At 44.4% G+C, this 14,000-nt stretch carries 12 protein-coding genes; 6 read left to right on the plus strand and 6 right to left on the minus strand.

Annotated elements, in window-relative coordinates:
- Positions 1 to 57 precede the first annotated feature (57 nt).
- Together L5M11_RS02320 and L5M11_RS02325 are read left to right on the plus strand one after the other, a co-directional pair.
- The gene (locus L5M11_RS02320) at positions 58 to 669 is read left to right on the plus strand and encodes a hypothetical protein (protein ID WP_263186058.1); all 612 of its coding nucleotides are present in this window, start codon (positions 58 to 60) and stop codon (positions 667 to 669) included.
- Positions 670 to 763: 94 nt separating this feature from the next.
- Positions 764 to 1,135, plus strand: coding sequence for a pentapeptide repeat-containing protein (locus L5M11_RS02325; RefSeq protein ID WP_263186061.1), 372 nt, complete (start codon positions 764 to 766; stop codon positions 1,133 to 1,135).
- Between the two features lie 375 nt (positions 1,136 to 1,510).
- Here L5M11_RS02325 and L5M11_RS02330 read toward each other — a convergent pair whose 3' ends face one another.
- A complete protein-coding gene (locus tag L5M11_RS02330; RefSeq protein WP_131523258.1) occupies positions 1,511 to 2,869 on the minus strand; it encodes a YjiH family protein in 1,359 nt (452 codons plus the stop codon).
- A 705-nt stretch (positions 2,870 to 3,574) separates the two neighbouring features.
- On the opposite strand from L5M11_RS02330, the gene L5M11_RS02335 reads away from it, so the two are divergent.
- Positions 3,575 to 4,288, plus strand: a complete 714-nt coding sequence (locus L5M11_RS02335) for a hypothetical protein (protein WP_028761881.1) — start codon at positions 3,575 to 3,577, stop codon at positions 4,286 to 4,288.
- A gap of 36 nt (positions 4,289 to 4,324) precedes the next feature.
- Here the strand turns inward: L5M11_RS02335 and L5M11_RS02340 are convergent, their stop codons facing one another.
- On the minus strand, positions 4,325 to 5,212 hold the full coding sequence (locus tag L5M11_RS02340) for a U32 family peptidase (RefSeq protein ID WP_263191251.1): 888 nt from the start codon (positions 5,210 to 5,212) through the stop codon (positions 4,325 to 4,327).
- A gap of 37 nt (positions 5,213 to 5,249) precedes the next feature.
- Entirely contained in the window at positions 5,250 to 6,260 is a 1,011-nt protein-coding gene (locus L5M11_RS02345) for a peptidase U32 family protein (protein WP_263186064.1), read from the minus strand.
- A 138-nt stretch (positions 6,261 to 6,398) separates the two neighbouring features.
- Here L5M11_RS02345 and L5M11_RS02350 point away from each other — a divergent pair, with 138 nt between their 5' ends.
- The gene (locus tag L5M11_RS02350; RefSeq protein WP_219234640.1) at positions 6,399 to 6,932 is read left to right on the plus strand and encodes an SCP2 domain-containing protein; all 534 of its coding nucleotides are present in this window, start codon (positions 6,399 to 6,401) and stop codon (positions 6,930 to 6,932) included.
- A 109-nt stretch (positions 6,933 to 7,041) separates the two neighbouring features.
- Here L5M11_RS02350 and L5M11_RS02355 read toward each other — a convergent pair whose 3' ends face one another.
- The 3 genes from L5M11_RS02355 to yegQ form a co-directional block, all read right to left on the minus strand.
- Complete coding sequence (locus L5M11_RS02355) at positions 7,042 to 8,931, minus strand: S8 family peptidase (protein ID WP_263186065.1); 1,890 nt, start codon at positions 8,929 to 8,931, stop codon at positions 7,042 to 7,044.
- Between the two features lie 521 nt (positions 8,932 to 9,452).
- Positions 9,453 to 9,704: a YfhL family 4Fe-4S dicluster ferredoxin gene (locus L5M11_RS02360; protein WP_006082676.1), complete on the minus strand. Its 252-nt coding sequence runs from the start codon at positions 9,702 to 9,704 to the stop codon at positions 9,453 to 9,455.
- A 4-nt stretch (positions 9,705 to 9,708) separates the two neighbouring features.
- Entirely contained in the window at positions 9,709 to 11,076 is a 1,368-nt protein-coding gene (gene yegQ, locus L5M11_RS02365; RefSeq protein WP_263186067.1) for a tRNA 5-hydroxyuridine modification protein YegQ, read from the minus strand.
- Positions 11,077 to 11,404: 328 nt separating this feature from the next.
- On the opposite strand from yegQ, the gene L5M11_RS02370 reads away from it, so the two are divergent.
- Together L5M11_RS02370 and L5M11_RS02375 are read left to right on the plus strand one after the other, a co-directional pair.
- Complete coding sequence (locus L5M11_RS02370; RefSeq protein WP_131523262.1) at positions 11,405 to 12,247, plus strand: HDOD domain-containing protein; 843 nt, start codon at positions 11,405 to 11,407, stop codon at positions 12,245 to 12,247.
- 90 nt (positions 12,248 to 12,337) lie between these two features.
- A complete protein-coding gene (locus L5M11_RS02375) occupies positions 12,338 to 13,831 on the plus strand; it encodes a putative bifunctional diguanylate cyclase/phosphodiesterase (protein WP_263186107.1) in 1,494 nt (497 codons plus the stop codon).
- Positions 13,832 to 14,000 lie beyond the last annotated feature (169 nt).

A 14,000-nucleotide genomic window follows, 5' to 3' on the forward strand; every position in this document is an offset into this window, starting at 1 on the left:
TCTAATAAGGTAAACGCGCATGCGCACTAATAAAATGTTAGCTTCCAAGGAAATACCGTGAGAGCAGCATTAACACTAATATTTTTATTACTTTCTTTTCCAGCCTTTTCTGAGCAAGAAAATAGTAAGTACTTCGTTTTTATTGGTAAAAAGATCAGCCTAGAGACTGTACCTCCGAAGGATGGCGAAATATCCCTAGACGGCCAATTCTTGGCAACGTACGAAATACTGGAACCGTACAGGGGGACGTACAAAGGAAATCGCATCGAATTTACTGCTTACGATCACTACGGCACCCCACAATTTTCTTTATATGAACATGTACTCTTGTACGTAGAAATGCACAACGGCCAATATTTTCACTCAAAATATCAGTTCTCACCTCTATACAAAGACAAGAGTGGCAAGTGGGCTGGCACCTACGCATCATATGATTATGAGCACAGCTACAATAAAAACACGCCGATTAAGCCTGTAAGAATTGAGTTTAACGAACCAATTTTTTACGACATATCTGATATCGCAAAAGACCGCATAGCAAAGGCATTTCCTGCACCTTACTACAGAGTTGAAGGCAAAAAAGCTATTGCTGTATACGGAAATTATGTTGATGAGCTGTTTCGTCTAAAGCAAAGTGGTGTTTTAAAAGCTCGCGGTGACTTCCAGTGAGAAAGCTAACAACTGGTTCAAGTCGCTCGCTTCGCTCACTCGGGACCGCGTTCCGCGGCCCCTTAACCAAACGTTATGTATGCGAGCAACAGCAATGGATAAATATCAAGCGCCATCTAGTAGAGAAGAATTGGAAAGCCGATACGCGAACGGAGAAAGATATTTTCCTGAGTGCGATCTCTCTGAGTTGGATCTATCAGGAATAACGTTGGATGGGGCTTCTTTTGAAATACATTCTTGGTTTTCTGACTGCAATTTTGAGAATGCAAGCTTACGTGGCGTTAGCTTTCGTGAATGTAATGTTAAGTGTGCCAATTTTAAGAATGCCAATCTTAGTGGCGCCTCATTTGAAGGTGCTGCCATTGAATCTGCTGAGTTCCATGGCGCAAATATTGAAGGTGTAAAAGTCATTGGTGCCACTAGTTATGGCTACACGTTGGTAGCTGGTGATGAACTAGTACAGTAAAAGCACATAACAATGCGTAACAACCCGCGCACTTCGTGCACTGGACAGTTTGTAAGCCGCAGCTTTGTGGTTTTGCTGCGCAAAAGTAATCCACAAAACTACAACTTACAAACTGCCGTTGTACTCGGCGTTAACCCATAGAAATTTTTATCCGAAATTCACCTTATACAGTCGACGTCCTGACACGCTTTTGTCCAAAAGTGAGTTGTGTGGTGTCGAGTGGAGATTGTACGATTAAGTCACGCTGTATAATCAAATCAGCCAGTTCGTGTATGAGTTAGTACAAAAAGGGGAGTCAGTTAATCTGACTCCCCTTTTTTGGAACGCTTGTTGGACTTACATTAAAACCTACGTTAGGCCCAAACTAGCGTAATGTTAGAACAATAAATGCGCTACACCTGCGATAACAGGCAGTGTCACTAAGGTGCGTAGAATAAACACCACGAAAAGCTCAACGAAGTTGACGGGAATTTTACTGCCGATAAGCAGTGCACCGACTTCACTCATATAGATCAACTGAGTCACAGATAAGGCTGCAATTACAAAGCGGGTCATATCTGATTCAATTGAGCTGGCAAGGATTGACGGAATAAACATATCCGCAAAACCGACCACAATTGTTTTAGAGGCTTCAGTGGCTTCTGGAATATGCAGTAATTCGAGTAATGGAATAAACGGCATACCCAGATAGTTAAATATGGGCGTGTGCTCGGCAATAATCAGTGCCAGCGTACCAATGGCCATTACCACAGGGATAATGCCAAATACCATATCGACAACGTTTTTAATGCCTTCATTTAAGACCGCTTTTATGCCACCAGCACTGGCGGCTTTTTCTAAGGCTTTATCAAAGCCCCAAGATAAGGCGCCATGTCCTGCAGGGATCAGCTCATCATCTGGCATGCGTGGTGTGTCATCTATGTAGTTGTCTTTCTTCCACGATAATGGTGGCAACTTAGGCACAATCACAGCGGCGGCAAAACCCGCGAGGCACACAGTCAAATAAAAGGGCACAAACATATGCTCTAACTTAACTTGTGAGATCACCACTAAGCTGAAGGTAATCGATACCGCCGAGAAGGTTGTACCAATAACTGCGGCTTCTCTCTGGGTATAAAAACGGGCTTCGTATTGTTTGCTGGTCAGCAAAATACCGACACTGCCATCACCTAACCATGAGGCCATACAATCGATAGCGCTACGACCCGGTAGATTGAACACGGGACGCATGACTTTCGTTAAGAGTGTGCCAAAGAGCTCGAGTAGGCCGAAGTTCAGCAGCAGCGGCAGTAACATACCTGCAAAGATAAATACCGAGAACAACACAGGTAATAAGTCGTTTAAGACTAATGCGCCAGTGCTCGAGGAGTTGATGATCTCTGGACCTAAACCTAAGTAAGTCAGTACGATAAACACTGCACCTAAGATCCGAGTCGTCAACCACATAGGGCTGACATTCAATAAACCATTAAGGAAGTGATTTTGGCTAACAAATGTGGGCTTAAACACTTTTGACAGCAAAGAGGCCAGCGCCGTAGTCACAACAATAATAGTCACTATGAGGGTTAGCACACCGCTTAATGCGCCTTGCAGTGCTTTAGATATGATAGCGATAGGAATTGTGATCGCATCGTTGTAGCTGATAGGGGTCATAAATAACAACAGACCAATCAGCGAAGGGACGATAAAGGTGAGTATCGTCTTAATGTTTCGGTTTTTATTTTCAGTAGCCAATGTTGTACACCTTAAAGTACGAGTCGTACATGGTAAATTTGAATAAATAGCCGCACGTAACAAGCTGTCGACGCTAATTAAGGTGCATTTAAATTCAACTCAAAAACGAGAATGGGGAAGATTACTCGCTTAGCTTCTCTATGTAAAACGATTCGCTAGTTAGTTTGATATAAGCAGCAAAACAGCATAGTTATTTTACTTCAGTTGTCGATAAATTAAGAGTGGTTATATTGGCTTGTATTACTATAAAAGCATTATTAAACATGGTTTTACCATCAATTACCTTAGGTTGGTTAACGACTGGTTAATTACTTGTTTACTGATGTGTGTGAAACTATCTAGATGTTATTTCTGCACAAAAAACATCAGCAACTTTAGCGCTACTGCCATGTTGGCTGGTTTTCTGTTCGATTTGAAAGTGCAATAGAGATAACTCTGGCTATATAGCGTTGACGAGAACCTGTTGTGCATATCGCGGTAATGTTAAGGAGTCTTGGGCACTAGGACACATTTTTATGCGATAAGCTTTTAAATCGACCTATCTCTAAAAGTGACCTTCTCCATTATCTTGATGCTTTTGTGATTGACTAAAAAGTCGCAAATAACGATGAAAGTAAAAATATTATTCATAAAGCGGATACCCGCCGCTTTAAATCTTCTCATTTCCATGTAAGTTAGTATTACTCCCATCCAGCTCTAGTATTCATGATCGCAAAAGTACAGAAGGTTACGATTAAAGGCGGCTCAACACTGGCCATTAAGTTTGGTTTTTTGGGGATCTTTGGGCTTTTAATTGGCATTGTTATTACTGTTTTGGGGTTCGATGATTCTGAATTCCATCGCTTCAATTTTTTGAATCATACCCTAAGTGAATTAGGGACTTATGGTCATTCGTCTTTCGCTGTCATTCTCAACGGTGGGTTGTTTTTTGGCAGTTTAAGCCTCGTTTTCTATTGTTTGTCTTCTTTGCAGCAGGTGACTTCTTGCTGGGGATACCCTTTCTTTATCAGTTTGGCTCTCACTTTTCTGGCTTTAGCGAGCGTGGGATTATTTCCGGTGAACGTGTATCACTTGCATGTTCTTGGGCTGAAATGGTTTTTCTATCTGGGGAGTTTGAGTGCGATCTTCTACTTAGCCTTGGTCTGTTTCGGCAAGTCTAACTTTGGCCGTTGGACTGGGTTGTTGGCGTTAATAGTCTTATGTAGCATGTTGACGTTTCTGTATGCGCCACAGCTCAATTTAGGTTTGACCGAAGGCGATAGACCGTTTTATCAGGAGATGGTATTGCAACTGCCGCGTCCTACTTTGTGGTGGCCAGCCCTACTAGAATGGATTGGACTGGGAAGTTTATTGTGCTGGACAAGTGTGCTGCTTTTTAGCCAGTTAAGCTTCAGCCAAGATCCCAAAATCATTGGCTGAGTTATCTTTGAATTTAGACTTATCTTCAGCTCTAGGCTATGGATTCACATGCACAGCAAGGCCCGCTTCACCAAACCAATAACCGTTGCACTGGGTTATACCAAGATTGCTATTCATCGAAAAATCCTGAGTATTTTTAGTCGCTTGAATCGTATCGACCAAAGCATTGGCTTTAGTGATGCAGTCAAGACTACTGGGTGATACTCGAAACACATCGACCCCCATCTGTGTCATTGCCGCTATTTCACTGCGTAAATCTAAACAGCTAGCGGATTGGGTTTGAATTCCATTGAGCCTGAGTAAAGGCTGCTGCTCTTGGGTTTGCGCGAGTAGTCCTTTACTGTATTCACGGCACACCGTTTCGCAATGATCTTTCGTGAGCTGTTTGTGTCTAGCGGTAAAGCAGCGCGCCGAATGGGCGAGTGGTAAATAGCCGTGGCCGAGCACTTCCACCTCAAATGATGGCTGTTCTTGAATCACTTGTTGCAACCAAGCCTTAGATAGCTCCACTGGCATGACAAATCTTTGCATTCCAAACCGCTGTAAAATGTCTAAACTAGCGCGATTGTAGTTATTGATACTCGCGCCGCAGACAAAGGGTAACTTACGCTCTTTAGCAAGATACACTGCCGCCATATCGTTTGCTTCGACGATAAATTCACCGTTATCGACCTGGCGTTTGAGCTCAGTATATTCAGATGGCGCTTCGATTAAGGCCAGCGTTGAAAGCACGACTTCTTTACCCGCCTGCTTGAGCATTTGCGCCAGCTCTAGATAATCGCCCCACTTGAGTTCGCGTCTGCGGCTACAAACCGCCTCACCTAAATACACTAAGGGAATTTGACTGGCGGCGACTTGCTGGTAAAAATCAGTGACTTGCTGTTTCTGCCAGCAATACAACAGTGGTCCTAGGGAAATCTTCATAAGGTGTCCTTTGTCAATCTTGCTCTCTATTTACCTTTTATTGCCAATCGCGCTCGTAGGCGCCAAGCGTAGTGATCTGACCCTCGGATACTTTCGCTAGGGCTTGTTCCCAATGGGGTTGATTTTGGCTTTGTGAGTAAAGCGCTGGATTATTTAGATAGGTGTCTATGGCTTGACGCCATACTCGAGTGACTTGTTCAACATAGGCGGGGCTGCGTTGACGTCCTTCGATTTTAAGCGACACTATGCCAGCCTTGGCTAGCTCTGGAAGTAAGCTTAAGGTATTCAAACTGGTTGGTGATTCGAGTAAATATTGCGGCGAATCTTGATCTGCTGTGATGTAACGGCCTTTGCATACCACGGGATAACCCATTTGTTCGTCGAGGGCTGATTTATCAATTAACACATCGTTGAGCCGGGTTAATCTGTTCTGTCCTTCTTCTTGCCAGCGTACGTGTTTTGCTGGTGAACAAGATCCACCTGTGTTGGGCGATTGGCCCGTTACATAGGATGACAGCTGGCAACGCCCTTCGGCCATAATGCACAGACTACCAAAGGCGAATACTTCCAAATCCACTGGGCTGACTTTAGCAAGATCCCGTACTTGTTTCATGGATAACACTCGTGGCAATACTACTCGGGCGATGTTAAAGGCTTCCTTATAAAAGCTCAGCGCACCCAGATTGGTTGCACTGGCCTGCACCGATAAATGCAGTGACAGGTTTGGATAGTGCCTATGGGCATAATCGAGTAAAGAAAGATCGGCGACAATTAATGCATCCATACCCAGTTTTGCCGCTAAATCGATAGCCTGATACCAACGATGCTCTTCACCGGGCTTTGGAAAAGTATTTAAGGTCAAAAAGATTTTTTTGCCGTGCTTTTGCGTCAGCTCAGTGGCTTCTTGCAATTTTGCGGGGGTGAAGTTTAATCCTGCAAACGAGCGCGCGTTGGTGTCGTCTTTTAACCCTAGATACACAGCGTCGGCTCCGGCATGTAATGCCGACTTTAGCGAGGCCAGATTTCCTGCTGGACACAACAGCTCCATAGTGATGCTCCCGATAAAATGATAGCCGCTGAGTGTAGGTAAGATTGAATGGCGATGAATTGATTTAAAACAGGTTTAAGATCATAAAATCCCGATAAACTGGGATATATCATGTTTTATTCTTGTAGGGTTCCCGCTATGTCCGCTGTTTTTTTCGCAAAATTTGCTCAGCAACTTTTAGAGTTCACCCCAAAAGCCATTGGCTTTCCCCTTGCTAAGATGCCGTTTAGCCTCAAAGCAAAAGCCATCAGCCAATTGCTTGAACTCTTACTTGCCGAGCAAGCTGCTGACGATGAGCTTGGATTTTTGACGGATAAATGGGTCGCGATTCGAGTGGAAGATATAAACTTAGCCTTCGAAGTCAGTTTTAATGGAAAATGGCAAGTCAGAGAGCTCACCGATGCGCAGGTGACCTTTAGTGCCAACTCTGCTGAGCTAGTGTTAGTGGCGGCGGCGAAGGAAGATCCCGACACGCTATTCTTCCAGCGTAAGCTGAGTATTCAAGGTGATACTGAATTAGGACTTGAAGTGAAAAACCTGCTGTTAAGTATCGAATTTGCCAGTATGCCAGCCCCAATTCGTCTTAGTGTTGAAAAGCTTGCCGCTGTGATTGAGCGTCTGCAAATTGAAGCGAAACCGACAATTATTCTCGCCAAATCCCCAAGCTTTTAACGTTATTTAGTGAGACTACACACTGCTAATTCCATAAAGAAGCCCGCTAAGTTGTTATCTTAGTGGGCTTATTTTTATTTAAACTTTATTGTATGGTTTGGTCAATGAGTTAGTAGCTTGCACTCAGTTGTAGTCCCGAGTAGCTCGAATAAGCGCGTAACATCACATGGTAAGTTCCCGCTTGAGTCACGGTAATCGAACAGCTTTCATTGTTCCCGTTTTTATAGGGACGGCAATCATAGCTGGTGGTCGTTGGGGGAGTGCCTGCTTTAACATACAGGTCTACATCTCCAGTTCCGCCACTGGTGGCAATGTTGAGTTGGCTATTGGCTGGAACCACTATCTTGTACAGTTTCTCTGTTGCCGTTGCCCCGCTTAAATTCGTGACAGGTACGCCATTGGTTAAGCAGTTTGCATCGGTGCAGCTTCCGCCACCATTCAGGTTATAGCTGGCTGTCAGTTGGGCATTGGCGTAATTATTATAGCCTTGCACCATCACATACCACCGACCCGCCGTAGGTGTCGTGAAGTTACAGCTCTCGTTGTTGCCATTTTGATAGGGGCGGCATTGGTAGCTTGTTGTCGTCGGTTTTTGCCCTTGGCTGACATAAATATCCGCATCACCAGAACCACCCGCTAGATTGATCCCTAAACTTGCCGCATTGACTGGGACATCGATGTAGTAATACGTCGCAGAACCTGTGGCACCACTGATTGCGACACCCACATTATTTTGCAGTGGTGTTTCATCGACGGGACAATTATTGCCACAGCCACCATCATCGCCTGCGAGTGAAAAGAGTAATTTATTGGGTGAACCTGTTTTCGCGTCTGTAACTTTATTTGACGTGGCGCGCGTCGTAAGTAAGTTTGTCACCTGTGCGGGAGAGAGATTTGGATTTTCATCTAAGTATAATGCGGCAACGCCTGCCACATGTGGCGCTGCCATTGAGGTACCACTTATGGTATTAGTCGCTGAATTCGAGTTATACCAAGCGGACGTAATGCTCGAACCAGGCGCATAGATATCAAGGCAAGTTCCGAAGTTAGAAAAACTCGAGCGGGAATCGTTACTGGTGGTTGAACCAACCGTGATGGCATTTACCGCCCGTGCGGGTGAGTAGTTACAAGCGCTGCTGTTGTCGTTACCCGCCGCCACTACGAAAGTGACCCCTGCGGCAACTGCGGCATTGACTGCATCATCAGTTGCTTGGGAGGCGCCTCCTCCTAAACTCATGTTTGCGACTGCGGGGCCGGAAGCATTGTTTTTCACCCAGTTTATCCCTGCAATTACGCCAGAGTTACTGCCTGAACCTGAACAGTTGAGTACTCTGACGCCCACAAGATTGACGTTTTTAGCCACACCGTAGGTAGCGCCGCCAACGGTTCCTGCCACATGGGTACCATGGCCGTTACAGTCAGTTGCATCGTAATCATTATCCACAAAATCATAGCCACTGCTGGCGCGACCACCAAACTCATTGTGAGTATTAAGCACGCCAGTATCGATCACAAAGGCGGTTACACCAGAGCCGTCGAAATCCGTGTGATAGTTACTATCCAATGGCAAGTTTCGTTGATCGATTCTGTCTATGCCCCAGGTCGGACTCGGTTGATTGGCATTGGCTTCAACCATAGGCGTTACTGACATGATTTGATCTTGTTCTATGTATTTCACATTTGGATCTTTACGCAGTGCTTTAATCTGTTGGGCGCTGGCCTTGATGAGTACACCATTGAGCACATTGCCAAAGTTTTTCATCACAGTGACATCATATTGGTTGACTAAACTCTCGGCTTGTTTCGTCGCGAATTCAGCTATGGTGTTGTTATTACTTAGATTAAGAATGCTTGGGGTATTGAATACAACAATGTAAGTATCTTTGATGGCTTTAGATTGTGGGACACTTACCATACTCGCTTGGTATTCATTAGCGTTAACAGGGAAGTAAGCAAGTCCAGTTGCGACCGCGACTGCAATTAAATGTTTCTTATGCATGTTGAACTCCATTTTCTTTTTATGTCTCCACGGACTTCGAGACATAATTCAATGTAGAAGGTATTTTCAACCTGCCCAGTTCGATGCTTAAGGTATATCTAATTCATAGGGTTGAAATGTAACACTTGATTTACAATTTGACCGTGGGTGACTTTTTACTTAGCTAAAGAGTGAGGTGTACAAATAAGCGTCAAAATAATAACTATTAGTCTATTAAAACAACCGAGTTTGTAAAAGTGGTGATTTATCAAGCGATATTTAGTCCGAATCATAAACTGTGAAGCAGCGATAAATTCCGTCTGCTACTTTTTTGACATTCACCGCTGAAAAGAAGTCAGTCTAAAGTAGTGTTTTGACTAATGCTGAGATAAAGGCTTGGATTTAAGCGATTTAAAGGTTTCTCATACCGTTAAATGCATCTTTATTGTGATTTTTTATGCGGCTTGTTTTGCGCAGGTTATGGCAGGTATTAGAGCAGATTTGACCGAGAGGCATTATAGCCACTCGGTCAGGTGACGTGATTAAGCTTTTTGCGTTAACACGGCAAATTTCACTAACAATTCGTCGTTAGATTCGACACGGTTTGGATCTGGGTCGATGCAATCAATGGGGCAGACAGACACGCAAGTCGGTTTGTCGTAGTGACCCACACATTCGGTGCAACGGTCTGGATCGATTTCATAGATCTCTTCGCCCATAGTGATGGCCTGATTAGGACATTCAGGTTCACACATGTCGCAATTGATGCAGCTATCGTCGATCAGTAGTGCCATGATCTTAACCTAGTTCATGTGGGTTGCGAGTATCCTGACCTTGGGGCAAGTTACGCAGCAAAATACCGTGACTCAAATCGACTTCTTTCGGCACGGGTAGATACACAGTGTGCCCAGAACCTAAGCCTGCTTCAACTGCTTCAGCTTTGCGATTTTCGAGTTGTTCAATCGTCAAACTGATATTGCCTTGCGGTGTCATCAGTTCAACACTGTCGCCAACGGAGAACTTGTTTTTTACTTCAATTTCGGCCAATCCTGCAAGATTACGTTTGCCCGTCAGTTCACCTACAAATTGTTGGGTGTCACTAACTGAGTAGCCATAGTCATAATTTTGGTATTCATCATGGACATGGCGACGTAAAAAGCCTTCGGTATAACCACGGTGGGCTAGGCCTTCTAATTGATTCATTAGGCTGCGGTCGAAATCTTTACCCGATGAAGCATCTTCAATCGCGCGGCGATAAAGTTGTGCGGTACGGGCAACGTAATAGAAGGACTTAGTGCGGCCTTCAATTTTGAGCGAGTCTATGCCCATTTTAGTCAGGCGCTCAACGTGCTGAATGGCCCGTAAGTCTTTAGAGTTCATGATATAAGTGCCGTGCTCATCTTCGAAGGCGGGCATGTATTCGCCGGGGCGATTGGCTTCCTGTAGTAGGTAAATTTTATCTGTGGGAGCGCCTGCGCCTAAGGTCGTTGGCGTTTCAATTTGCACCGCATTTGGCATGGCAATGATGTCACCGCTGTCATTTTGCTGGGCTTCGTGTACATCGTATTTCCAGCGACAAGCATTAGTGCAGGTGCCTTGGTTAGGATCGCGTTTGTTGATATAACCCGAGAGTAAACAACGGCCTGAATACGCCATACACAGGGCGCCATGCACAAACACTTCAAGCTCGATATCTGGGCAGCGCTGACGAATTTCTTCGATTTCATCTAAGGACAATTCGCGTGACAGGATCACGCGTTTGATGCCTTGGGTTTGCCAAAACTTTACCGAGGCCCAGTTGATGGCATTCGCTTGCACGGATAAATGCACCACTTGATCAGGAAACGCTTCACGCACCATCATGATTAAACCTGGATCGGACATGATCAGTGCGTCAGGCTTCATCGCCACAACGGGTTCCATGTCCTTGATATAGGTTTTTAGCTTGGCATTGTGGGGCGCGATATTGCTCACCACATACAGCTTTTTACCGAGTGCATGGGCTTCTTCAATCCCAGTGGCAAGGTTTTCCATTTTAAAGTCATTGTTACGTACCCTTAGACTATATCTTGGCTGACCGGCATACACTGCATCTGCGCCATAGGCAAAGGCGTAGCGCATGTTCTTTAAGGTTCCAGCTGGAGACAGCAGCTCAGGTTTAAACATAATCACTCTCAAATGGGTTAATAAATGACGCGGTGCGCGGGGGCGGCATTTTACACAATGAAAGTAGGGGTATGCAAATTGCCTTAGTTAACTTTAGCAGTACTTCACATTTTACGAATATAGTGAGTTTTACTTAGATCGACTGGAGCGGAATATTTCAACTTGAGTGATGATTGAGGTCGATGATCAAGACAGATAAGTAAGGCAAAATTGATAACGCAATCATACAAATTATTAACGTCTGCTGTTTTTTCTACGCATCTAATGACAGCCAACTGATATACTCCAACAATCCAATGTTGATGTTTACAGATTGATGGGAGTTAAGATGTCTACCGAACATCTACTGTTAGTCAGTTTATTAAAAAAACTAAAAGACGATGCCTTAGTACTACCGACCTTGCCTGAAGTGGCGATGCGGGTGCAAGAAGTGGTTGGACGCTCCGATGCGAGCCTTAAACAAGTGGCTGAAGTGATCGGCCAAGATGCAGCGATTTCTGCGCGTATTATTAAGGTCGCTAACAGCGCGCTATATAGCCGAGGCGTGCCAGCTGAAAGTATCAACAGTGCGGTTTCTCGTATTGGGTTAATCCAGATTAAAAGCATTGCCACTTCGGTGGCGATGGAGCAATTATTCATTTCCACCAATGAAATGGTGTGGGAAGTCATGGACGAAGTGTGGCGTACCTCAATCGATGTAACTGCTGCGTCTTGTGCCATGCTGCAGATGTACAATAAGCGCCATTCAACCAGTCGGTTAAATTTTGATACCTTAACCTTAGCTGGACTCGTGCATAACATTGGCGCCTTACCTGTATTGACAGAAGCGGAGGCGCATCCCCATTTATTCACTAGCATTGATCAATTACGCGCGCTCGTACGTAAAATGCAAGGGCCTTTGGGTCGTGCTGTTTTGAAAAGTTGGGATTTCTCTACCGAAGTGATGGAAGTGGTTGAGCGTTGGGCTGATTTACCTTATCTACCCGATCATGTCACCTATCTCGACTTTATCCGTGCAGCGGCCTTTTATACTGGTGAATTGCGAGCGGGCACTGAACTAGAGCAACGTCTCGGTGTGTTTGTCGCCCGAGGATTACCTGTGACGACCGATGATTTAGCCAGTGATGAGTTTATGGATAAATTCCATTCAATTAGAGAAAGTTACCAATAATCGTTAGGCCTAAATGGAATTCAAATGGCGCTGATATCTTTTATCGTGTCATTTGAGAAAAAGCTTACGTGGTATGGCAGAGGCCAAGGTATGTTCGTAATCGGGTTAGTTGTCGCTTCTCTTATTTTATTGATATTTTCATTGTATATCCTGCAGGCAAAATACAGATCTTTACGGTCGCAGCAAAAATTTTTAGCACAGCTTTGTACCCAGCTAGAGCAGCAAAAGGTTGAACGCCAAGCTTTAGACATTGGCATCGTCCCTCTAGCGTTTGTTCCTCTCTACCATACTTTAAATGAATTATTAAAGGCGTTACCGGCAAGTGTGGGTAAGGATAAGCTAACAGGACTTGTTAATCGTGTCGGCTTGAAACGTACTCTTACTGGCATGATGCCGCTGACTCAAGGGACATTAGTGCTAATTGATATTTATCGATTTCGCTATGTGAATGATCTCTTTGGTTTTGTGTTTGGCGATATCCTGCTGAAGCAATTTGCCGAACGCTTAAACAGCTTAAGTTTATCCCCGAGATTAATCGCACGCCTCAATGGTGATGAATTTTGTTTATATTACGAGCAAGCGTTGACTGAGGAGCAATTAGTCCACTTAAGAGGGCGGTTGCAAGTGCCTTTTAGCATTAAGAACACACCCGTCAGCGTTAAGCTTCAAATCGGCTGTCTGCATTTACAAGAACATCACGCCGACACGAGTCAGATGCTACGTCGAGTCGATTTGGCGCTGAAGAAAGCCCGCCATTCTCGTAGTGCGATTGCTTACTATGCCCAAAATGATGATATTCGTCAGTTAAGGGAACTGAAAATTATTGATAGTTTGCCTAAAGGTTTGCAACGTAATCAAGTATATATGGTGTATCAAGCTAAACAGGATATTGCCACGGGTCGATGTTTTCAGGTTGAAGCCTTAATGCGTTGGGAGCATGACGAACTCGGGATTATTTCTCCTGGAGAATTTATTCCCTTAGCTGAATATGCTGGCATGATTGATTTAGTCAGCCAATGGGCACTCGATCAGGTTTTAGCACAGCAGGCAAAATGGCGCGCGGCGGGGATACAATTGTGTGTTGCAGTTAACCTGTCGACACGGGACCTTGACAGTGAAACCTTACCCCAAGAAATTGCTGCAAGATTAGCCTATTACCAGCTCCCACCCGAATCCTTGATGATCGAAATTACTGAAAGCACTTTAATGGCGGATTTAACTAAGGCTGTCGAGACGTTAGGAAAGATACGTGCCTTAGGGGTTAGACTTGCAATTGATGATTTTGGTACGGGTCATTCTTCCTTAGCTTATTTAAAGCATTTACCCGTTAATGAAGTCAAAATCGATAAAGCCTTTTTAAAGGATCTGGAGCAGGATAAACCGTCGGAATACATCCTTGAAGCCAGTATTAATATTGCCAAAAAACTCGGCTATGAGGTAACTGTTGAAGGAATTGAAACGCTTGAGATTAGAGATAGGTTAGTGGCTATGGGGGTTGATACTATACAAGGCATGTATTACGCGAAGCCTATGAGTGCCGCCGAACTCGAAATGAACTGGGCCCAACTACATAATACAATCTAAACTTTGTGCTCGTTAAATCAAATGCTCGTTAAATCAAGAGTACTAAGGCTTGCAGCCGAGCCTTAATACTGTCCAGTTATCGTTATTTGAGTTGTACTTCTTTGAGTGATTTTTGATGCCTTTGCTTATGTCGAAATAAGCTCAGGAAATCGCGCGTGTACTTGTATGT

It is taken from the genome of Shewanella sp. SM87, from assembly GCF_025653705.1.
Classification (GTDB): Bacteria; Pseudomonadota; Gammaproteobacteria; order Enterobacterales; family Shewanellaceae; genus Shewanella; species Shewanella oncorhynchi.

Bases quoted from the DNA above. Each gene is read 5' to 3' on its own strand.
- yegQ (WP_263186067.1), bottom strand. From the start codon at position 11,076: ATGTTTAAACCTGAGCTGCTGTCTCCAGCTGGAACCTTAAAGAACATG.
- L5M11_RS02325 (WP_263186061.1), top strand. From the start codon at position 764: ATGGATAAATATCAAGCGCCATCTAGTAGAGAAGAATTGGAAAGCCGA.
- L5M11_RS02370 (WP_131523262.1), top strand. From the start codon at position 11,405: ATGTCTACCGAACATCTACTGTTAGTCAGTTTATTAAAAAAACTAAAA.
- L5M11_RS02350 (WP_219234640.1), top strand. From the start codon at position 6,399: ATGTCCGCTGTTTTTTTCGCAAAATTTGCTCAGCAACTTTTAGAGTTC.
- L5M11_RS02375 (WP_263186107.1), top strand. From the start codon at position 12,338: ATGTTCGTAATCGGGTTAGTTGTCGCTTCTCTTATTTTATTGATATTT.
- L5M11_RS02360 (WP_006082676.1), bottom strand. From the start codon at position 9,704: ATGGCACTACTGATCGACGATAGCTGCATCAATTGCGACATGTGTGAA.
- L5M11_RS02340 (WP_263191251.1), bottom strand. From the start codon at position 5,212: ATGAAGATTTCCCTAGGACCACTGTTGTATTGCTGGCAGAAACAGCAA.
- L5M11_RS02345 (WP_263186064.1), bottom strand. From the start codon at position 6,260: ATGGAGCTGTTGTGTCCAGCAGGAAATCTGGCCTCGCTAAAGTCGGCA.
- L5M11_RS02335 (WP_028761881.1), top strand. From the start codon at position 3,575: ATGATCGCAAAAGTACAGAAGGTTACGATTAAAGGCGGCTCAACACTG.
- L5M11_RS02355 (WP_263186065.1), bottom strand. From the start codon at position 8,931: ATGCATAAGAAACATTTAATTGCAGTCGCGGTCGCAACTGGACTTGCT.